Here is a 22330-nt window from a genome sequence, read left to right as displayed (position 1 = left end):
ATGAGTGGAACGCTCGACAGGCGGCAGTTCTTCAAACTGGCGGCGCTGCTTACCGGCGGCGCGACGGCGGTTGGCGTGGATGCCGGCGAGACGCCGGCAACAAGCGGCTTGCAACAAGAGACGGAGGACGGCGCGACGCTGCTGCATTGGCTGGAAGGCACGCCATCAAGTTTCAAGGGTGCGACGTGGGGCGTGCCGTGGCCGCAAGGCCGTGTGCCCGGCGATGCAAGCTTCGCGTTGCGTCGGGCCGAGGCGCCACAGCGTGACGCGGGCGATGCGCTGGCCGTACAATCGTGGCCGCTGGCGTATTGGCCGGACGGCACGCTTAAATGGTCGGCCCACGCGCTGCCGCCGTCAGCCGATGGCGCTGCGCCGGCCGGCGGCTACTCGCTACACCCGCTGCTCGACGCTCACATAGCGGTGCGGCCCGGCGCCGCGCTCACGGAGGGCGCGGCGTTGGCGGAGCAGGGTGTGGAGCGGATTGTTGTCGACACGGGGCCTTTGCGCTGCACGCTGCCGCGCGCGGGCTCGGTGCTGGTAGACGCTATTCAGCGTGACGGCAAGCCGCTGCTGCGACAAGGACGGCTGGTGCTGCTGGTGGATGGTTACGCTGAGGATGAGGCCACCGCCGCCAGCCGCCGCGCCTACCAGAGCATCATCGAAACGGCCACGCTGGAACAGAACGGTCCGCAGCGCGCGGTGGTGCGCATCAACGGCACGCATCGCCATGCAGACGGCCAAACGCTGCTGTCATTCACGCTGCGCCTCTATTTCTACAAGAACTCTGACGCCGTCCGCATCGTGCACACGCTGGTCTACGACGCCGATCCGCAGCAGGCCTTCATTCGCGGCGTTGGCCTGCGCTTCGGCGTGCCGCTGGCCGCGCCGCTGCATGACCGCCACATCCGCTTCGTCGGCGCCAATGGCGGCGTGTTCGCGGAAGCAGTGCAAGGCCTAACCGGCCTGCGGCGCGATGCCGGCGCCGCAGCCGAAGCGCAACTGCAAGGCAAGGCCGTGCAAGCCGCCGACATCCCGGCCAGCGTCGCTAAAAACCTGCGTTACGTGCCGGCCTTCGGCAGCTACACGCTGCTGCAATCGCATCCGGATGGCTACAGCATCAGCAAACGCACCGGCAAACAGCGCGGCGCCATCCACGCCGCCAGTGGCAACCGCGCATCCGGCACCGGATATCTCGGCACCCCCAGCGGTGGTGTTGCATTCGGCATTCGCAATTTCTGGCAAAGCTATCCTGCACAAATCGACATTCGCGACGCCGAAACCAGCCTCGCCACCGTCACACTCTGGCTGTGGGCGCCGCAAGCGCCAGCGATGGACCTGCGCTTCTATCACGACGGCATGGGCCAAACCACCCACGCCGCACAGCGCGATGCGCTTGATATCACCTACGAAGACTACGAACCGGGATTCGGTACGCCCTACGGCATCGCCCGCACCAGCGAACTGGAATTGCAACTGCTGCCGGCCACCCCAGGCAACGAAGAACTGGCCGCCATCAGCCGCCGCATCCAATCGCCTCCGCTGCTGACCGCATCGCCGCAACGTCTGCACCAAGCAGGCATCTTCAGCGAATACTGGCATCCGGCCACCATCCAGCCGACCAAGCTTGATAAGCAGCTGGCATGGGCCTTCGATTTCTATCGCAATGAGATCGAGCAGCGCCGTTGGTACGGCTACTGGGACTACGGCGATGTGATGCACACCTACGACCCGCAGCGCCACAACTGGCGCTACGACGTCGGCGGCTTCGCATGGGATAACTCGGAACTGAGCACAGAGATCTGGCTGTGGCACTACTACCTGCACAGCGGCCGCGCCGACGCCTATCGCATGGCCGAAGCCATGACCCGCCACACCGGCGAAGTGGACGTCCACCATATCGGCCCATACAGCCCGCTCGGTACGCGCCACGGCGTGCAGCACTGGGGCGACAGCGCCAAGCAGCTGCGCGTATCCACCGCCATCAACCGCCGCTTCTTCTATTACCTGAGCGCCGACGAACGGGGGGGCGACCTGCTGCGCGAACAGGCCGACGCCGTCGACCGCCTCCGCACCATCATCCCCGGACGCAAGATCGGCCAGCAAGCGCCGGCGAGTGAACCAGATACCCACGCCAGCGTGGCCTTCGGCACGGATTGGGGTGCTGTCGCCGCCGCGTGGTTCACGGAGTGGGAGCGCACCGGCCAGCCGAAATATCGCGACAAGCTGTTAAACAGCATGGCCAGCATCGCCGCCCAACCGCTGGGATTCTTTGCCGGTGGCGGCATCATGGACCTGCGCAGCGGCGCGTACCTGCCGGATCCCGGCGCAAAAATCAACGTGTCGCACCTGAGCGCCGTCTTCGGGCTGCCGGAAATCGCCAGCGAATTGATACGCACCGTGCCGCAGCCGGCTTTCCGCGACGCGTGGCTGCGCTACTGCCGCTTGTACAGCGCCAGCCCGGAACAGCAGAAGGCCGAACTGGGACAGGATTTGGGCAAGCTGAATCTCGGCCAGGGACATGCGCGCCTGCTGGCCTATGACGCCGTCCAGCAGCAGGACCACGCACAGCTGAAGCGCGCCTGGGCGCAGTTCAATGAAGGCCGGGCGGGCTTGCGCGACAAGGATCTGGTATCGCGCCGGGTCAAGCCACCGCTGGTACTGAACGAGGTAGAGGAAGCGCCGGCGCTATCGACCAACGCAGTGGCGCAATGGGGGCTGGGCGCAATCGGCATGATGGCACTGGAGGCACAGGCGGCCGACCGCACGCTGGTACGCGATGACTTTGCACGCTTTGATCCGCGCGCGTGGGCGGCGGAGGCGGAAGCCGGCAACGCCGCAACGGCGGCTTATGTCGAACGCGGCGCCCTGGTGTTGAATGCGCAGCGGGGCCTGACGGTCTGGCTGCGGCGCCAGTTGATCGGCCATTATGAAATCAGCTTCACGCGCACCGTGCTGGCGGACGCCAGGCTGTCGGACCTGAACTTTTTCTGGGAGGCGCAACTGCCGGCAGGCTTCACCCAGTCCGGCAAGCTGGAAGAGTATGACAAGCTGCGGTTGTTCTACGCCGGCATTGGCGGCAACAACAACAGCACCACGCGCTTCCGCTATTACGACGGCAGCGGTGAACGCAAGCTGCTGCAGGAGTACACCGCGCCGGAATACCTGCTGAAGGCCGGCCGGCCTTACCGCATCCGCATCGCAGTGGATGCGCGCGGCACGCGGCTGTATGTGGACGACAAGGAGATCTTCTCGGCGCCGGGACCAGTGCTGGGCGGAGGCTACTTTGGTTTGCGCACCACGCAGTCGCGCCAGACGGTCGAGCGTTTCATGGTGCAGCGGCTGGCTTAGACGGAGGTCCGCCACTCCACGCGGTTACGGCCGGACTTCTTGGCCTGATACAGCAAGGTGTCGGCGGCGGTGAACAGTTCCGCGCTCGTTTCGGAGGCGACGCTGTCGAGGGTGGCGCCGCCGGCGCTGACGGTCAGGACAGGCGCCACCGACGACGCTTCATGCGGGATCTGCAAATCGGCGATCGCGCAGCAGATGGCGTTCACCACCTGCTGCGCTTGCGGCGCTTCCGTGTCCGGCAGCAGCAGTACGATCTCTTCGCCGCCGTAGCGCGCCGCCAGATCGGCCGGGCGCCGCAGGCCTGCCGCAGCGGTGCGGGCGACGGCGCGCAAGGCGCGGTCGCCAGCCGGGTGGCCGTAGTAGTCGTTGTACTGCTTGAAGGCGTCGATATCAAGCAAGGCCAATGACAATGTGCGGCCGCTGCGGCGGCTGCGCTGCCATTCGGCTTCGTAGACTTCGTCGAAGCGGCGGCGGTTGGCCAGTTCGGTCAGCCCGTCCACGTGCGCCAGGTGTTCCAGCATGCGGCGCTGGCGCACCATCTGCAAGTGCATGGCGACGCGCGCCATCACCACGGTTTCATTGAACGGCTTGGAAATGTAATCGGCCGCGCCCATTTTCAGGCCATTGGCTTCGTCCTCTGGTCTCCCCAGGCCGGAGATGAAGATCACGGTGATGTGCGCGGTCTGGGCGTCGGCGCGCAGGCGGCGCAGCACTTCGTAGCCGTTCATGTCCGGCATCATCACGTCCAGCAGGATCAGGTCCGGCAGGTGGCGCGCGGCGCGTTCCAGCGTTTGCTCGCCGTTCTTTGCCAGCAGCACCGTGTGTTCGGGCTTGAGCAACTCAGCCAGCACCTGGCGGTTGACGATGTCGTCGTCGGCCACCAGCACTTTTTGGATTCCCGCTAAATTCATGCGCGTTCTTCTTCCGTTTCGTTTTGCAGCGCGCGGGCGAGGGCGCTGAGCGGCGCCAGTGCGGCCTGGTACTCGATGTCGTCGACGGCGGCGGCGATGGCGGCCAGCAGCCCGGCATGGCGCACGGCCAGCGGCAGCGCGCGCAACTCGTCCAGCACGTCGTCGGCGCGGGCGTCGTCGCTGCGCAGGAAGGCTTCCAGCCGCGCGATCAACAGGGCGGCGTCGCCGTCGCGATAGCGCACCGGCGCCGGCGTCTCGTTCAGCTGCGACAAGCCGCCAACCACCAGGTCCAGGCCATCGGCCAGCTCGGTCGCCAGCATCGGGATGCGGTCGCTGCGGCCGTTGCGCAGCGCGTGTTCGAGCGCCTGCGCCTGCTCCGCCAGATGCACCGCGCCGATGTAGGCGGCGGTGGATTTCAGGTTGTGCGTGAGGCTGTGCAGCGCTTCGTGATGGCCGCTGGCGATGGCTTCGCGCACCGCCTGCGCGGCTGGCTGGTACTCCTGCAGGAAGCCGCGGATGCGGCGGTCCAGCCGCCCGCGCTGGCGGTCCACGCCTTCCAGCGCCAGTTGCCAGTCTAAGCCCGGGATCGATGGCAGCGGCGCGCTGCTGGCCGCCACGCCGCTGTAGTCGGCCGGCGTTGGCGCCGTGTACAAGGCGGCGTTGGCCTGGGCGCGGCGCGCGGCCAGGCGCGACGGCGGGATCCACTTGATCAGGGTGCGGAACAGCTGTTCCGGCGAAATCGGCTTGGTGATGTGGTCATTCATGCCTGCCGCCAGGCTCTTGTCGCGGTCCCCGGCCATTGCGTAGGCGGTCATGGCGACGATAGGCAGGTGCTGGCAGCGTTCCATCGCACGGATGCGGCGGGTGGCGGTGAGGCCGTCCATTTCGCGCATCTGCACATCCATCAACACCAGGTCGTAGTCGGCCTGATCGACCATGCGCACCGCTTCGCCGCCATGTTCTGCGACGTCGATCTGCATGCGCGCGACTGACAGGAAGTCCAGCGCCACCTCGCGGTTGTTGGCGTTATCTTCGACCAGCAGGATGCGCGCGCCGTCCAGCGCCGACAGGTCGCGCATGGCCAGTCCGGCGTTGTCGGAGCGGCGCATTTCGCGCGCCGCCTGCTGCGGGCGCTGTTGGTGCGGATGCAGCGGCCAGTCGACCGGCGCGGTGCGCTCGTCGGCGATGCCGAGGCGGACGATGAAGCTGAAGCGGCTGCCGATGCCGGGCGTGCTGAAGACCTGGATATCGCCGCCCATCAGTTCCACCAGCTGGCGCGAGATGCTCAGGCCAAGGCCGGTGCCGCCGTATTTGCGGGTGGTGGTGGCGCCGGCCTGGTGGAACGACTGGAACAGGTTGGACACCTGTGAAGGGCGCATGCCGATGCCGGTGTCGCTGACCGAGAAGCGCAGCGCCACCGTGTCGGCCGTCTTGTCCATCAATTCGACGGCGACGTTGATCTCGCCGCGCTCGGTGAACTTGACGGCGTTGCTGGTCAGGTTGATCAGCACCTGGCTCAGTCGCAGTGGGTCCCCAACCAGCCGTGCCGGCACGCTGTCGTCGACGCGCATTTTCAGTTCGACGCGGGCGGCGTCGGATTTAATCACGGTCAGGCTGGCCAGGTGGTCCAGCATTTCGCGCAGCTCGAACGGCGCCGACTCCAGTCCCAGCTTGCCCGCTTCGATCTTGGAGAAATCGAGAATGTCGTTGATCACCGCCAGCAGGTGTTCGCCGGCGCCGAGGATCTTGCCGAGGTAGTTCTGCAGCTTGGGATTCGGCTCGGTCATCAGCGCCAGGCGGCTCATGCCGATGATGGCGTTCATCGGTGTGCGGATCTCGTGGCTCATGTGGGCCAGGAATTCGGACTTGGTGCGGGTGGCTTCCTCGGCGCGCAGCATGGCGCTTTGCATGGCCTTGGTGCGCAGGCCGAGGATGCGGGTGAACACCAGCATGTCGAACATATTCCCGAACTGCAGCGCGTGCATGGTCCAGAAATTCGCGCCCACCTTGCCGCTAATGACCTGGCTGAGCACCGCCGACGAAGCAAAGCTCACGCCCCAGCCGAGCAGGAAGTAGATGCCGACCGCATCGCCGCGCCGCGCACGGAAGTAGGCGCCCGGCAGGCCAAGCAGCATCGGCATCACGCCCAGGGTGCTGACCACGATCACCAGCGTTTCCACGCTCATAAAGTCGGTGGCGTAGCACAGGGCGCTGACGACGCACAGCGCCGCGCCGCCGTACATCAGGCGGCTGAAGATCTTGTCCTTGCCGTTCCGCGCCAGCGCCTCTTGCACGAACAGGTATGCTCCGCAGGAGGCGGTCAGTGCGAACACGCCGCCAGCGTGGCTGCTCATCCACGCGCTGTTGTTCCACAAGTACTGGTTGCCCAGCCCGAAAAACTCCACCGAGAACAATGTGGTGCCCAGCACCAGCAGCGCGAATTTGCCGTACAGCGGTTCGCGCAGCGTGCTCCATTGCGCAATGCTGTACATGAGCAGGCACAGACTCAGTCCGGTCAGCACGCCTTGCAGCATTTGCTCGTTGAGCGCCGCGCCGTGGAATCTGGCCGGACGGGCAAGGCTGATCGGCAGGATCATGGCGCCGACGTTTTGCACCCGCAGCAGCAGGACATGGTCGGCGCCCGGCGTCAGGTGCAGCAGCACGGCCGGCACGCGGCCAGGCGCCGCGCCGTCGGAATCGGGCTGCAGGTTGCCGGTCACCCGGTGCTGCGTGATGCGGCCGCCGCTAGCCACGTACACATCGACGCGATTCAGTACCGCGTAGTCGATATTCAGGATCCATTCGCCGTCGCTGCCGGCCGGCACCGAGACCGGGATGCGCAGCCACATCACGTCCTTGTGCACGCCCAGTGTGGCGTAGGCGGAGTTGGGGACGGCGTAGTGCTCGGCGGCGGCCAGTGCCGCCTCCGGCGTCAGCCTGCCGTCGGCATCGGCCATCACGCGCACCACCGGCCAGGCTTCGGCGTAGTCGTGCTGCGCGCGCAGCACCAGCGGCCCTGCGTCGGCAAGGGCCACGGATGGAATAAACGCCAACGCGAGAATCAGCAGGAGGAAGCGGGCCAGGTGTCTCAGCATCGGATCAGAATCGGTAATCCAGTCGCAGGTCCACCGTGCGCGGATCGCTTGGAGCCAGCATGCCGAAACTGTCGATGGTCACAGGATGGACCTTGTTCTCGATGTTCTTCACACGCGCGGTGACGCTCCATGCGGCGCGCTGCGGATGGTAGCGCAGCGTGGCGTCGGTCTGGGTGTAGGACGGCACGCGGTACTGCAGCAGCTGCGCCGGCACGGCAATGATGTAGGCCGCGCTGCGGCGGGCGTTGACGCCGGCCGTGACGTCGCCGAACGAACGCTCATAGCCCAGCGACAGCGTGTTGGATGGCGAGCGGTCCAGTTTATTGCCGGCCCAGTCGTGCACGCCGTCCGGGCTGTAGCGCACGTAGTGCGCGTCCAGCAGCGACAGGGCGTAGCTGATGCGGTCCTGCGCGGTCGGCAGCAACTGGCCTTCGGCCTCCAGGCCTTTGACGCTGGCTTCACCGGCATTGCTGGTGACGAAGCGCGGTGCACCGGCGACGATGGCGACGCTGGACAACTGCAGGTTGTTATAGTCGTACTTGAAGACCGACAGGTTGAGGCTTGCCTTGTTGTCCCAGAAGCGCGTTTTCACGCCGGCTTCATATGAGCGCACGGTTTCAGGTTGATAGATCAACGCCGCCGCCGGCACTGCTAGCGCGGCCGGGCAGCCCAGGCCGAACTGGGTCGAGCCTTCCAGGCAGCCGTCATTGAAGCCGCCGGCCTTGTAGCCGGTCGACACGGAGCCATACAGCAGCGTGGCCGGCGCCAGGTCGTAGTCCATGCCGAGGCGCCAGGTAGTCTGGCGCGTGCTCAGCGCTGCATCGTTCAGCAGCTTGAAGTCGGTGCCCGGATTGAAGCTGGCGGCCTGCTGGAAGTTGGTCGAACCCACGCGCGACTTGTCGTCCTTGGTCGAGCGCGCGCCGGCGGTGGCGCGCAACGCATTGGTCACGCGGTACGTGGCCTGGCCGAAGACCGCTTTGCTGGTCGACAGGGTCGGGCCGTTCTCAAACACGTAGTAGGGCGGCAGGCCAACCAGGTCCAGGTCGCGGAAGGCGTAGCGCTGTGCCGACTCTTCGCGGAAGTAGTACAGGCCGGCCTGCGCGCTGAACGGGCCATCGCCGTTGGTGGCCACGCGCAGCTCGTGCGAGTTCTGCGTGTAGTCGCCGAGGAAGCTCTCGCGCACATTGAGCGCCAGCGTCGGCGCCACGCGGTAGTAGAAATTGGCCAGCTGGTCGTGATCGTAGTTGCGGTGCGCGCCGAGGTAGTACAGCGTGACCGCACCCAGGTCCAGCGTCAGGTCGGCGGCGATGCCGGAGGTGTTCTTGTAGCTGTGCGCTTGTACCGGCGGTGCGATGGCGGCGTTCGGCGCGACGAAATTGTAGGTCAGCTGCGCATGCGTGCCGCTGCCGTACCACACCGGATTGCCGGTGGCGACGCCGTGGTAGAAATTGGTGTCGGGGACATAGCTGTCGTTGTTGTCGTCGACCTTGGCGTGGTCATAGCGCAGCACCAGCGTGGCGTCGCGCGTGATTTTCAGCTTGGCCGACAGGCGTGCCGACACATCGTCGCGGTCCTTGCCCAGTTCACGGCCGTTATTCAGGCCGTTGATCAGATAGCTGTCATGCTTGTTGGCTGAAACGGCGGCGCGCAGCGACAGCATGTCGTTGACCGGTACGTTGATCATGCCGCTCAATTTGCGGCTGTTGTAGTTGCCGATTTCGGCGGCGACCCACGCCTCGAAGCGATTGATCGGCGCTTTCGAAATCACGCTGACCACGCCGGCGGTAGTGTTGCGGCCATACAGCGTGCCTTGCGGGCCGCGCAGCACTTCGACCCGTTCCAGGTCGTAGAAGCTCAGGTTCTGGGCTTGCGGACGCGCGATATAAATCCCGTCCAGCAGGAAGGCGGCCGATGGATCGCCTTTTTCGGTGGTGTCTGCATTCGAGACGCCGCGCATGGTGATGCGCAGGCCGTCGGTGGCGTAGTCCAGCTCCACGTTGGGGATGCGGGTGGCGATGGCGGCCGGCGTATCGAGACCGGCGGTATTCAATTGATCACCCGTGAGCGTCGTCATGGACACCGGCGTTTTCGATTCCAGCGATGGCGAGCGTTGCGCCGTCACCGTCACTTCCTGAATCTGCGCATGCGCCGCTCCCGCGAGCAGCAGCGACAAGGCGGTCGTCGGTGCTTTCATGATTGCCCTTTGAATGCAAAACCCGGAAGTGTAGCAGGTAAGAACTGAATGTTGTAGTTATTAAAACAACTATCTGTACAAAAAACTCACGCTCCAAGGGCAGCGCGACAGCGCGATGGCGCGCAGCTGTCGGCTAGGAACAACAACGTCAGCGCCTCCACCAGCGCTTGCTGTCAATATAGGCTGTTCGCGCCGGCACGTTGAGGACGACGCGCACGCCGCCGCCCGGCGCCGCGCCGATTTCCAGTTTGCCGCCCGCTCGCACGGCGCGTTCGCGCATGCCGGTCAGGCCGTAGTGCTTTTGCTTGCTCTCGGCATCCGGCGCCAAGCCCTTGCCGTCGTCGCTGATTTGCAGCGTGAAGTGTTCGCGGTCGTAGATCACGAGCGCTTCCACGCGATCGGCGGCGGCATGGTGGAAGGCGTTGCGCAGCGCTTCGCGCGCTATCTCGCAAGCCTCTTCAGCGACGGTGTCACGCAGCTTGCGGCGCGCGCCGGCGACCGCAAAGCCAAAGCTGGTGGCCGGATGCTCGTTGCGCAGCTGGCGGCCGGCTTCCTCGGTGGCGCTTTCGACGTCGTCGACGCGGCCGGTGCGCAGTTCGTACACCTGGTCGCGGCCTTCGACGATGGTGTCGTTGGCCTGGTCGAGGATGGGCTCCAGCTTGCTGCGGGCGTCTTCCGGCAGACCGGCGGAAACCACGTCGAGCCGCAGGATCAGCGCCTGCACGCTTTGCAGGAAGGTATCGTGCAGGGTGCGGGCGATGCGTTCGCGTTCGGCCATGCGCACCGTCATCCGCGCCGCCACGCGCCGGGTGGCGACCCTCATCCTGTACAGGTACAGAAGATAGAGCAGGGCGGCCAGCGCCAGCCCGCACAAGGCCTTGAACCAGATCGTCTGCACGAAGCGCGGTTCGATCTCGAAATCGAGCCGCGCTTCTTCTGCGCTCATCACGCCGTCCTGATTGAAAGCGCGCACGCGGAAGCTGTAGCTGCCCGGCGCCACGTTGGTGTAGTAGGCGATGCGGCGGTTGCCGGCTTCCTGCCAGTCGTCGTTGACGCCGGACAGCTGGTACTGGAAGCGCATCGCCTCGGGCTTGCCCAGCGCCGGCGCGGTGAACTGGACGCTGAAGTTTTGCGCGCCGGGCGGCAGGCGCAGGCCGTGGCGCGCTTCATAGACGATGTCTTGCGCCTCCACGCGCAGCACTTGCGGCACCGGTGCGATGGTGTTGCGGCGCATCTCGCCGGGCGACACGCGCAATACACCGGCGCTGGTCATGAACCAGATCTGGCCGGATTTGTCGGCGAAGACGCTGGGCAGGCGGTTGCGCAGCATGGCCTGCCCGATGTAGCCGTCCAGGGCGCCGATCAATTGATACTGCAGCGGCGCTTCGGGATGCGCCATCGCCGCAAGCCAGTCGGCGCGGCGCACGCGCAGCACGCCCTGGTTGCTGTTGAACCAGCGGTCGCCTTCGGCGCTGACCGCTATGCCGGAGATATTGTTCAGCGCATCCGGGCGCACGGCGGTCAGCTTGCGGAAGCGGCCTTCCAGCAGCACTGCCAGTCCAAGGTCGCCGGCGGCCAGGATGTCTTCGCCGGCCGAGATCAGGGTCGGCAAGCCGATGCCGCCGGCATCGTAGGTGGTGAGTTTGCCGTTGTCGTTGAAGACCACGGTGCCGTCGCCGGTGGCGTGCCAGCGTTCTCCCGGCTTGCGGCCCGAGGTGCCGATGAAGATGCGAGGCGGCAGGCTGAAAGCGCTGCGCGGCTGCCAGCGTCCGTCCAGGTAGCCTATCAGGCCGCTTTGCCGGCTCGCCATCCACAGCACCTTGCCGTCATCCACCAGGCCGGCGATGTCGTAATCGGCTTTACCGTCTTTGTTCGGCGGCAGCGGGATGTGGCTGACCGCGCCGTTCTGGCGGCGCTCGATCTCGCTGCGGCCCGCCATCAGCAGCGCGCCGTCGCGGCCCTGCGTGAAGGCCTGGTAATTGCGCGGCGAACGTATGGCGACGCCTTTCGGCGTGAGCTGCCATGTGGCGTCATTGATCGTGTCGCTCAGCCACACGCCGCTGGCGCTGTCTTCGCCCATGCTGAACAAGCCGCTGGCGAACGGCAGGCGCACCGGGATCAGGAGGTTTTCGCGGAAGCGCTGAAGCCCGGTCTGCGTGGCGATCCAGATATTGCCCTCCATGTCTTCCAGCACGGCGTTGGTGGAGCCGGGCGTGATGCCGAGCTGCGGGCTGGCGGTATCGGTGGCGTCGCGCGCCGGCGCGACGGCGCTGCCGGTTTGTCTGGCGGCGCCCGCCACCAGACATAGCGCTTGCGGACAAGAGAGCGTCCACAGGTTGCCGTCGCGGTCGAACTGCGCAAGGACGCGCGATTCGGCCGAATTGAATCTGGCGGCGCGCGGCTGCAGGCGTTGGCCACGCGGCAGGAACTTCTCCAGCGGGACAGCCTGCACCTGCCGCGCGTCGGCGATCCACAGCCTGCCGTCGGGCGACTGTATCAACTGGCCTTCGTCGCGCTGCGCCTGCATCAGCGCGAACCTGCCGCTGGCGCGATCGAGCCGATACAGCCCGCCGACGTACAGCGCCCACAACTGGCCGTACTGGTCGAGCAGCACGCTGCGGACGTCATGCGCGGGCAGGCCTTGCTCCGGTCCCAGCTTGCGCAACTGGCCGCCGGCGTAGAGAAACAGGCCGGCGCCGCCGGCGATCCACGCGCTGCCGTCTTTGTCCTCGGCGAGATTCATTACCACGCCGATCGGGCCGTCGAGCGGTGCCACGTCTTCCAGCTTGCCGCCTTTGCGCAGCACCGACAGGCCGCCGACCGAATAGCTGATCCACAGGTCGCCATTGGCAGTGGCGCGCAGTTCGCTCATGCGGCGGCGCGCCACCTCCGCCACCCTGGGCAGCTCGACATGCTCGAAGCGCACGCCGTCGAAGCGATACAGTCCGGTGGCGGTGCTGAGCCACAGCCAGCCATCCGGGGTTTGCGCCATGTTTTTGATTTCCGCCGGCGCGCCGTCGCGCGTGGCCCACGAGGCATGGTTGTAGTCGTTCAGGCGGATCTCGGGATTGAGGGCATGCGCCGGGCCGGAGAGACCCAGCGTGATCGCCAGTGTTATAACCAGTGTGACAGCCAGCGCGGCCACCCTGCGGCGGCCGTGTGTTGATACGTGCATCTTATTTTCCAAACAAGCGGCGCCACCACGGTATGTGGCTGTCCGCATAGGCGCGGCGCGCCGGGAGCACCATTTTAACTTCGCTGCCCTGATCCTGCACGCTGCTGATTTCCAGTGCCGCGCCAATGCGCTCCGCGCGCTCGCGCATGCCGACCAGGCCCCAGTGGCCGCGCTGCGCCGGCGTCGTGGCCGTGGATGCTGGCGCCATGCCCTTGCCGTCGTCGCGCACCAGCAGCGCGAATTGCTGCGCTTCGTAGCCGAGGCGCACTTCGATTTGCGTCGCCTGCGCATGCTGGTAGGCGTTGCGTATCGCTTCGCGGCCGATTTCGCTGATCTCGTCGATTGCGCCGGGACGCAGCGTGCGACAGGCGCCGTCGATATGCAGCGCGAACTGCACGCCGGGATAGCTGGCCGCCAGCAGCGCGGCCACATCGCGCAGGCGGCTCTCCACCTCGTTCACTTCGGCCGAGCGCAGCTCGTGTACTTGCGCGCGGCCTTCGTTGATGCTGTGGCGCGCGCTGTGCAGAATCGGCGCCAGCGCCTGGCGGGTGGCGCTGTCGCCGGGCAGCGAATCAACCGTCGCGTCGAGCCGCAGCACCACACCCTGCACGGTCTGCAGGAAAGTGTCGTGCAGGGTGCGGGCGATGCGTTCGCGTTCGGCCAGCCGCACTTCCATCCGTTCTTCCAGCCGTGCGGTGACGATCCGCAGGCGATACAGGTACAGCAGGTACAGCGCGGCGCCGGCGGCCAGTACGCAGAGGGCCTTGAACCACAGCGTTTCGGTGAACGTCGGTGGAATCTCGAAAGCCGCGCTGGCCGGCTGCTGGCTCCACACACCATCTTCATTGGCGGCGCGCACCTGGAAGCGATAGGAGCCCGGCGCCATGTTGGTGTAGTAGGCGGCGCGGCGCGGGCCGGCGTCCTGCCACTCGCTGTCGCTGCCTTCCAGCCGATACTGGAAGCGCACCGCCTCCGGCTGGCGCAAACTGGCGGCGATGTAAGTGATATTGAGGTTGCGCGATCCGGGCGGCAGCTTCAGCCCCGTTCTCACCTGGTAGCTGGCGGCGCCGGTATGCAGGCCTTCCACTTGCGGTACCGGCGCCGTCGTGTTGCGGGGGATGTCACGGGTGTCGAAGCGCAGCATGCCGCTGGTGCTGGCCAGCCAAAGTTGGCCATCCTTGTCCAGTGCCACACTGGCGTGGCGGTTGATCAGCATGGCCTTGCCGACGTAGCCGTCGCGCAGGCCGAAGACCTCATAGCGCAGCGGCAGCCCGGGATTGGCCACGCTGGCTTTCCAGTCGTCGCGGCGCACATGCACCAGGCCTTTGCCGCCGTTCAGCCAGCGGTCGCCATCCGGCGTCACGGCCAGGCCGGAAATATCCTGCAGGACTTCGGGGTCGGCGGCCGTCAGCTGGAGGAAGCGGTCCTTGACCAGTACGGCCAGGCCCTGGTCGCCCGAAGCGACGATGTCTTCGGTGATGTAAATGCCGGAGGCCAGGCCGATCACGCCGGCCGGGTAAGCGGTTTGCTTGTCATTTTCGTCGAGTAGGACGATGTTGCCGTCGCCGCAGGCCAGCCAAAGCTGGCCCGCTTTGGTGCCCGGCACGCCCAGTACGATATTCGGCGGCAGTGCGAACTTATCGCGCGGCAGCCACGGGCCGTCGCCACGCCGTCCAATCAGGCCGGTCTGCGCGGTGACCAGCCATAGGCGCTTGCCGTCGTCGGTTACCCCCAGCACCAGCAGCTCTTTCGGCTTGCCGTCGGCGCCTGGAATGGCCGGCAGCGCGATCTTTTCCACCTTACCTTGCGCTCGGCGCTCGATTTCGCGCCCATTCGCGAGCATCAGGGCGCCGCCGAAGTCCTTGCTCACCAGTTGAACCGGCATAGGCTCGCGTTCCGGCGGTGCGCCGCGCTTGAGGCGCCATGCAGTCTGGCTGCGCAGATCGGAAGCCCACACCTGGCCGTTTTCGTCGGTGACCATGATGTACTGGGAAGGGCTGGTCGACATCGGGATCTGCTGGCGGTGCAGGCGGTTGTCGCGATAGCGGTCGATGCCTTCCAGCGTGGCGACCCAAATATTGTGCTCGCGGTCTTCCATCAGGACGTTGCCCGCAGTGTTGGTGTTGGGGCGCTGCTGCTTATTGACCTGTTCCGGCGTGACGATGGTGTCGGTGGCGGCCACCACGTGCGCGGGCGTTACGCACAAATCTGTCGGGCACTTGAGCTGCCACAGGTTGCCGTCGCGATCGAAGCGCGCCACCCAGTCGTTGCCGAAGCCCGGCAGGTTGGCCATATTCGGCTTGCCCATGCGGAGCGCGGGATCGGATGGCGCGGGCAGCGCCTGTATCGACTTGCCGTTGGCGGTCCAGATGCGGCCATCGGGCGACTCGATCAGCGCAGAAGGCTGGGGCAGATCGCGCACCAGCGTGAACTTCTCGCTGGCCCGGTCGTACAGGTAGGCCGCATTCACGCTGGCGACCCACAGCCTGCCATAGCGGTCGATGCGGGCATCGGTGATCTCGCGCGCCAGTGCCTGCGCCACCGGGATGTTTTGCAGCTGCCCCTTGCGTACGCGGTGCAGGCCTTGGACATTCACTGTCCAGATATCGCCATTATCGTCGAATAGCAGCTGCGCCAGCGATGCCAATTTGCCGATCGGGATTACATCCTCGAACCGGCCGTCCGGGTGCAGCACCGACAGGCCGCCGCCGAAGGCGTGAGAGATATACAGGTCGCCGTTGGGATGGGCACGCACAAAGCCCACGCGGCGGCGCGCGTTGCTTTCATTGCCCGGCAGGCGGTATTTCTCGAAACGCACGCCGTCGAAGCGGTACAAGCCATTGACCCCGGACATCCACAGGCGGCCATCCGCCGTCTGTGCCATGCTGTTGATTTCCGGCGGCGCGCCGTCCCGGATGGTCCAACTGGCGTGGTTGTAGTCCGCCAGCGGCGTCAGTGGATTGAGCGCGTGCGCGAACGAAGGCAGCACGGCAAGCAGCAGGATGAAGCGAGATACCATAGTGAATCCCGAAAGACCGGCACGCGCCGGGGCATCCGGATTCTAGCTTGAAATCGATGTCAGGCGATCAAGCCTTTTTAACACCTAACTTATAGCCGACGGCCAGTAGCGCCAGCCAGGCCGGGATCAGATATACCGACAGTTGCAGGTCGGGCGTCAGATACATCACCACCAGGATGGCCGCGAGGAAGCCGAGGCACAGGTAGTTGGTGAGCGGATAGCCCAGGCTCTGGAACTGCGTGGCCTGGCCGGCTGCCTTCTTCTGCGCACGGAAGCGCAGGTGGATCCAGCTGATCAAACCCCAGTTGATAATCAGCGCCGACACCACGAGTCCCATCAGGAAGCCGAAGGCCTTGGCCGGCATGAAGTAGTTGACCACCACGCAGATGCCGGTGGCCAGCGCCGATACGCCGAGCGCCGTCAGTGGCACACCGCGCGCGTTGACTTTCAGTAGCGATTGCGGCGCGTTGCCTTGCTTGGCCAGGCCGTACAGCATGCGGGTGTTCGAGTACACGCCGCTGTTATACACCGACAGCGCAGCGGTCAGCACCACCACATTCAGCGCATGCGCCACCAGATTGCTGTTCAGCGCATGGAAGATCAGCACGAACGGGCTGCCGCTGGTGACCACTTTCTCCCACGGGTACAGCGACAGCAGGATGCCCAGCGCGCCGATGTAGAAAATCAGGATGCGGTAGATGGCCTGGTTGGTGGCCTTGGGGATGCTCTCCGACGGATTGTCCGCCTCGGCGGCGGTGATGCCGATCAGTTCCAGCCCGCCGAAGGAAAACATGATGACGGCCATTGCCATCACCAGTCCACTGACGCCGTGCGGGAAGAAGCCGCCGTGCTGCCACAGGTTGGCCACTGTGGCTTGCGGACCGGCGTCGCCGGAGATCAGCAGGTAGGCGCCGAACACGATCATGCCGACGATGGCCAGCACCTTGATGATGGCGAACCAGAATTCCATCTCGCCGAAGGCCTTCACATTAAACAGGCTGATGGCGTTGATGATGACGAAGAAGGCCAGCGCCGACATCCAGGTCGGCACCGCAGGCCACCAGTACTGGACGTAGATGCCGACCGCCGACAGCTCGGCCATGCTGACCAGCACATACAGCACCCAGTAATTCCAGCCCGCCATGAAGCCGGCCCATTTGCCGCAGTATTTATCGGCGAAGTAACTGAATGAACCGGCCACCGGCTCGTCCACCACCATTTCGCCGAGCTGGCGCATGATGAAGAAGGCGATCAGCCCAGCCACGCCATAGCCGAGCAGCACGGACGGACCGGCCATCTGGATGGTCTGCGCGATCCCAAGAAACAGGCCGGTGCCGATGGCGCCGCCCAGCGCGATTAACTGAATGTGCCGGCTTTTCAGGCCGCGCTTTAGTTCACTCATCTGCCTACCTATGCAAGATCAAAAGTTGATTCTCGCATAACTTAGTCTTCGTGCACAGGTAATGGCGTGAACTTGTAGTCAGCGCGCGCAAACTCGTGGCCGCGCTTGACCGTCAACAGCACCGAACGCAAGTTGCCGATATCCTGCAGCGGATCCTTCTGCACGAACACCATGTTGGCCAGCTTGCCCGCTTCCAGCGTGCCGAATTCCTTCTGCTTGCCCAGCGCATGCGCGGCATTGGCGGTGGCGGCGATGATGGCCTCCTGCGGCGTGAAGCCGGCGTACTTGACCAGCTTTTCCAGCTCGCCGTCGACCACCGGGAACGGATCTTCGCCGGTGTTGTCGGTATCGGTGCCGGCGATGATCTTGATGCCCGCCTTGTGCATGGCGCGGGTGATGTCGCCGGCCAGCTCGATGTGGCAGTGCGGACCTTCGGTCTTGTACACGCTGAGGGTGGCGTCCATGATGGTGCCGGATTTGGCCAGCGCCGCGATGTATTTCTTGATACCCGGATCTTCGGCAGTCAGGCCTTCGTAGGAAGGCTCGCCGTTATGGCCGTAGGCCGACTTGCCCGCTTCGCGCACATGGCGCGCGATCATGCAGACGTGCGACACCGAGGTCGCGCCCAGCGAATCGTAAGGCGAGGCAGGGTAGACCTGCATGTGGGTCCAGACCGGGAAGTCTTGCGCCCGCGCTTCCGCAATCAGCTTGCGTACCAGCGTGCCGGGCAGGTTGGCGTAGATTTTCATGCCGGTGGCGCCTGTGCCGCGCGCCTGCGCGATGGCCAGCGGCAGCTTGGTCTTGTCGTCGACGGCGTACAGCCAAGGCACGGTGCCCGGCTGGGTGCCCAGCGCCGCCACCACGGTGCGTGGATCCTTGAAGAAGCTCGGACCGGCCACCAGCGATGCATAGAACACGTCCGGCGACGGGATGCGGTTCAGCAGCGCGTCGCGCGACAGGCCTGCCAGTTCGCGGGCGTCGCCCGCCATGTCACGCACACCGGTGACGCCGCCGTAGATATTGCGCTTCAGTTCCGCCTCGGCGTAGGGGCGGTCCGGGTTGGTGGCGTAGTGCACATGCGAGTCGATCAGGCCTGGCAGCAGGTACTGGCCGGTGACGTCGACCACGCGCGCGCCTTCGGTTTGCTGCGCGGTCAGCGCGGCGGCAGGCAACACGGCTTCGATGCGGTCGTCCTTGACGACGATGGCCATGCCGGCGCGCGGCGCGGCGGCGGTGCCGTCGATCAGCGTCGCGCCGCTGTAGATCACGCGGCCCAGCGCCTTGCCATTCAGTTTGTCGAGGCGATCCTGCTGGGTGTTGGCTTTCGGTTTTTCTTCCGCCGCGTGCACGCTGCCGAGCGAGGCGGCGATAGCGATCGCGATTGCTGCATACTTCAATTTCATATTAGCTCCATACTTCATCGGCCACGCGCAGGAAGTTCGCGCCGAGGATTTTTTCAATGCGGCTGCTGCTGTGGCCACGCTTGGCCAGCAGGTCTGCCAGTTTACGGAATTTGTCCTTGCCCACCAGGTCCGGCAGGAAGGGCACGATGTCCGGCCGTTCGCCCGGCGCGCTGATGCCGGCGGCGCGGCGCTGGCGCACTTCTTCTTCCAGGCCTTTCATATAGGCGGCCATGTCGTCGATCTTTGGCACGGTGCCGTCGGTGCCGAAGCCCACGTGGTCCTCGCCGCAGATATTGATGGCGTACTCAATGTGGGTGATCAGGTCCGCCGCCATCGGCTGGCGGCCCACCGCCAGGAACGGCATGAAGTAGATGCCGACAAAGCCGCCTTTGTCGGCCACCAGCCGCAGTTCCTTGTCGGTTTTATTGCGTGGCAGGTTGGCCACGGCGCGGCAGCCGGTGTGGCTGATGATGATCGGCGATTTGGATTCGGCGGCGGCGTCGAGGCAGATTTGCTCGCCGCTGTGGCTCAGGTCCACCAGCACGTGGTTGCGGTTCAGTTCCGCCACCACGTCGCGGCCGAACGGCGTCAGGCCTTTGTTGGTGGGAACGGTGGAGCCGTCGCCAAGCTGGTTAGGGCCGTTGTAGGTCAGCTGGATCACGCGCACGCCACCTTTGGCAAAGACTTCCACGCGGCGCGCGTCCTTGCCCATCATGGCGGCGTTCTGGAAACCGAGGATCACGCCCAGGCGGCCGTCGGCCTGCGCGCGCCTGATGTCGGCGCCGCTGCGCACCAGCAGCAGGTCGGCGGACTTTTTCTGGATCAGGGCATTCCAGGCGTGGACGTCGGCCAGCGATTTTTCGTACGGGTCGCCGTCGCCGAACACGTAGCCGATGGTCATGTTGAAAGCGTTCAGACCGGAGGCCTTGGCGTCGGCCAGCGCGCGCGCATCGATGCCGAAGTCGTAAGCGGCGCTGTCGCGCTGCGCAGCCGGCAGGTTGATGTTGTCGATATTCCCCAGCGCGTCGATAATCAGCGGGCGCTTGTCGCGCGGCGTCGGCGTGGCGGCGCCGGCCGGCAGGCCAAGCGTGGCAAGGCTGGCGGCGGCAGCGCTGTGGAGGAAGGTGCGGCGTTTGGTCATGCGTTCATCCTTACTTGTTAGTTGGCGCGTAGGCCATGCATTCAACTTCAATCTCGCCGCCCAGCGCGAGGCCGTTGGCGCCAAACGCACTGCGCGCAGGCAGGCGGCCCGGCTTGAAGTAAGTCGCGTATATTTTGTTGAAGTCTCCCCACTTGCCCATGTCCGCGATCATGATGGTGCACTTGACCACGTTGTCCATGCCCAGGCCCATGCCTTTCAGGATGTCGGACACGTTGTCCATCGCCTTGCGCGACTGGGCTTCGAAGCCGCCCGGCACCAGACCCTTGTCGTCGGTGCCCATCTGGCCGGAGACGAAAACGAAATCGCCGGTGCGCACCGCCAGCGAGAACGGGCGGCCGGGCGGATTGCCTTTGTTGTAGAACTCCGCGTCGGCGGCATGGGTGAGGCCTGCGCTAGCCAGCAGCGCCAGGGCGGCGGTGAGGTGTTTGAATGTCATGGCGATCTCCTTTGATGCGAAAAATTATAAACAGTTTGTTTAAAAAGTGGGAAAATAAACGCGTGGATCAACAATTTGTTAGAAATCGATGAAAAAAGTTTCAGTGGCGGGCGAGCGCGAAGCTGTGATCAACGCCTTGCGGCCGGTGGTGCCGATGCTGGCGGCGATGGCGGGGCCACATCTGGAAGTGGTGCTGCACGATGTGAGCAAGCCTGAGAACTCGGTGATCGCCATCGCCAACGGCCATATCTCCGGGCGCAGCGTGGGCAGCTCGGTGCTGGAAGGGCCGCAGAACGATCGCGGTTTTGCGGCGGCTACGCGCATTAAATCGCCCGACGGCGCGGTGCACAGCATCGTGGAGGATTATGTGACGGTGACAGCCGATGGCCGCGAACTGCGCTCGGCCTCGGCGATTTTCCGCGACGCCAGCGGCGAGCCGTTTGCCACCTTGTGCCTGAATGTCGACCTGTCGGGCTTCAAGGCGGCGCATGGCTGGCTGTCGCAGATGCTGAAGCCGATGGTATCGGCGATGGTACCGGCCACGCCGGACGCGCCGGTTGCGCCGGCGGAGTCGCAAATGGACACGCTGATGCAGGAGATCATCAGCGAAGCGGTCGGCCCCGGCGGCAGCGCCGAGACCATGAAGCGCGAAGAGAAAATCCAGGCCGTCGGCGCCATGCAGCGGCGCGGCCTGTTCATCGTCAAGGGAGGCGTGGAGCGCGCGGCGGCGGCATTGGGCGTATCGCGCTTCACGGTCTACAACTACATGGAACAGCTGCGCCGCCGCGAGCAGGATTGAGCGCTACTGCCAGTTCAGCAGGCAGGGTGGGATGAGAAGCAGCATCGCCAGTACGGCGTAGGCGATTTGCAGCGGCACCATCCACTTGGCCCAGGTCAGCCACGGAATGCGCGCCAGTGCCAGTACGCCGACGGTGATGCCCGACGTAGGAATCATCGGCGTGGTGAATTCGCCGAACTGGTAGGCCAGCACCGCTGTCTGCCGCGTTACGCCCACCAGATCCGCCAGCGGCGCCATGATCGGCATGGTCAGCGCGGCCTGTCCGCTGCCGGAGTGGATGAAGAAGTTGATCACGCTCTGCATCACGAACATTTTCTGCGCCGCGAATACGGGGCTGGACGACGCCACCAGCGGCATCAGCGCGTGCAGCATGGTGTCGATGATGTGGGCGTCACGCGCCAGCACCATCGCGGCGCGGGCGAGTGCGATCACCAGCGCCGTGCCCACCAGATCGCGCGCGCCTTGCACGAAGGCCGCCACCAGCGTGTCTGAATCCAGCTTGCCCGCGATGCCGACCACAATCGCCATCGCCAGGAACAGCGCGGCGATTTCCTCGATAAACCAGCCGTAGTGCACTACGCCGACCACCATCGCCACCAGCGTTCCGGCGAAAATCCACAGCACCGCGCGGTGCGTAGGCGTCAGCGAGGCATGGTCGTCGGCCGGCATGGCGCTGCGCTTTTCCTGATCCAACGCGTAGGTCGGGCTACGCTGCGGATCGGCTTTCACGCGCGCCGCGTACCACATCAGGAACACAATCGTAACGACGGTCGCCAGCGCCCACACCAGCAGGCGGTAGCCGATCCCGGAAAACACCGGCACGCCCGCAATGCCCTGCGCGATGCCGACATTGAAAGGATTCAGGAAGGCCGCCGCGAAGCCGACCTGCGAGCCGACAAACGGAATCGCCACGCCGACAACCGAGTCGTAGCCCAACGCCAGCGCCAGCGGCACGAACAGCAGCACGAAGGGAATCGCTTCTTCGTTCATGCCGAAGGTCGCGCCGCCCAGCGAGAACATGGTGACGAACACCGGTATCAACGCGGCACGCACCGCCGGCGATTGCCGGTGCGCGCGCGCGATGCTGCGGATCAGGGCTTCTATCGCCTCGGTTTTTTGCAGTACGGCGAAGGCGCCGCCGACGATCAGCACGAAACCGATGATCAGCGCCGCTTCGGTAAAGCCTTTGATCGGCGCCATCAGCAACTGCACCGGCCCTTGCGGCGCCGCTGTCACATACTGGAAGCTGGCCGGATCGACCAGCTGCTTGCCGTCGACCGTGTGGGTTTCGTAGCGGCCGCCCGGCACCAGCCAGGTGGCGGCGGCAATCAGCACCAGGATCGCGAACAGCAGCACAAAGGTGTGCGGGAGTTTGAGTTTTTTCAT

At 65.3% G+C, this 22330-nt stretch carries 12 protein-coding genes; 2 read left to right on the top strand and 10 right to left on the bottom strand.

Annotated features, from left to right (window positions below; translation table 11 throughout):
- Positions 1–3348 carry an exo-rhamnogalacturonan lyase family protein gene (locus BMZ70_RS28550; protein WP_207231520.1) on the top strand — a complete coding sequence of 1116 codons (3348 nt, stop codon included), beginning with the start codon at positions 1–3 and terminating at the stop codon, positions 3346–3348.
- Here BMZ70_RS28550 and BMZ70_RS06080 read toward each other — a convergent pair.
- The 9 genes from BMZ70_RS06080 to BMZ70_RS06040 form a co-directional block, all read right to left on the bottom strand.
- Positions 3345–4259, bottom strand: a complete 915-nt coding sequence (locus BMZ70_RS06080; RefSeq protein WP_092271269.1) for a diguanylate cyclase domain-containing protein — start codon at positions 4257–4259, stop codon at positions 3345–3347. The genes BMZ70_RS28550 and BMZ70_RS06080 overlap by 4 nt on opposite strands.
- A complete protein-coding gene (locus BMZ70_RS06075) occupies positions 4256–7354 on the bottom strand; it encodes a hybrid sensor histidine kinase/response regulator (protein WP_092271267.1) in 3099 nt (1032 codons plus the stop codon). The genes BMZ70_RS06080 and BMZ70_RS06075 overlap by 4 nt, the downstream gene beginning before the upstream one ends.
- A 4-nt stretch (positions 7355–7358) precedes the next feature.
- Complete coding sequence (locus BMZ70_RS06070; protein WP_092271265.1) at positions 7359–9548, bottom strand: TonB-dependent receptor; 2190 nt, start codon at positions 9546–9548, stop codon at positions 7359–7361.
- A 148-nt stretch (positions 9549–9696) separates the two neighbouring features.
- On the bottom strand, positions 9697–12723 hold the full coding sequence (locus tag BMZ70_RS06065; protein WP_165403517.1) for a sensor histidine kinase: 3027 nt from the start codon (positions 12721–12723) through the stop codon (positions 9697–9699).
- A 1-nt stretch (position 12724) separates the two neighbouring features.
- Positions 12725–15742: a sensor histidine kinase gene (locus BMZ70_RS06060; protein ID WP_092271261.1), complete on the bottom strand. Its 3018-nt coding sequence runs from the start codon at positions 15740–15742 to the stop codon at positions 12725–12727.
- A gap of 67 nt (positions 15743–15809) precedes the next feature.
- Positions 15810–17144, bottom strand: coding sequence for an amino acid permease (locus BMZ70_RS06055; protein ID WP_092271259.1), 1335 nt, complete (start codon positions 17142–17144; stop codon positions 15810–15812).
- A 41-nt stretch (positions 17145–17185) separates the two neighbouring features.
- Positions 17186–18547 carry an amidohydrolase family protein gene (locus BMZ70_RS06050; RefSeq protein WP_165403518.1) on the bottom strand — a complete coding sequence of 454 codons (1362 nt, stop codon included), beginning with the start codon at positions 18545–18547 and terminating at the stop codon, positions 17186–17188.
- Between the two features lies 1 nt (position 18548).
- Complete coding sequence (locus tag BMZ70_RS06045) at positions 18549–19688, bottom strand: dipeptidase (RefSeq protein WP_092271255.1); 1140 nt, start codon at positions 19686–19688, stop codon at positions 18549–18551.
- Positions 19689–19698: 10 nt separating this feature from the next.
- Positions 19699–20145, bottom strand: a complete 447-nt coding sequence (locus tag BMZ70_RS06040) for a RidA family protein (protein ID WP_092271253.1) — start codon at positions 20143–20145, stop codon at positions 19699–19701.
- Between the two features lie 88 nt (positions 20146–20233).
- Here BMZ70_RS06040 and BMZ70_RS06035 point away from each other — a divergent pair, with 88 nt between their 5' ends.
- Positions 20234–20944, top strand: a complete 711-nt coding sequence (locus BMZ70_RS06035) for a helix-turn-helix transcriptional regulator (protein WP_092271251.1) — start codon at positions 20234–20236, stop codon at positions 20942–20944.
- A 3-nt stretch (positions 20945–20947) separates the two neighbouring features.
- Here BMZ70_RS06035 and BMZ70_RS06030 read toward each other — a convergent pair whose 3' ends face one another.
- A complete protein-coding gene (locus BMZ70_RS06030; RefSeq protein ID WP_092271249.1) occupies positions 20948–22330 on the bottom strand; it encodes a YfcC family protein in 1383 nt (460 codons plus the stop codon).

Origin of the sequence: Duganella sp. CF402 (genome assembly GCF_900109645.1) — a bacterium.
Classification (GTDB): domain Bacteria; phylum Pseudomonadota; class Gammaproteobacteria; order Burkholderiales; family Burkholderiaceae_D; genus Rugamonas.
The sequence above is the reverse complement of the archived record's forward strand: the minus strand, read 5'-3'. Positions and strand labels throughout refer to the sequence as shown.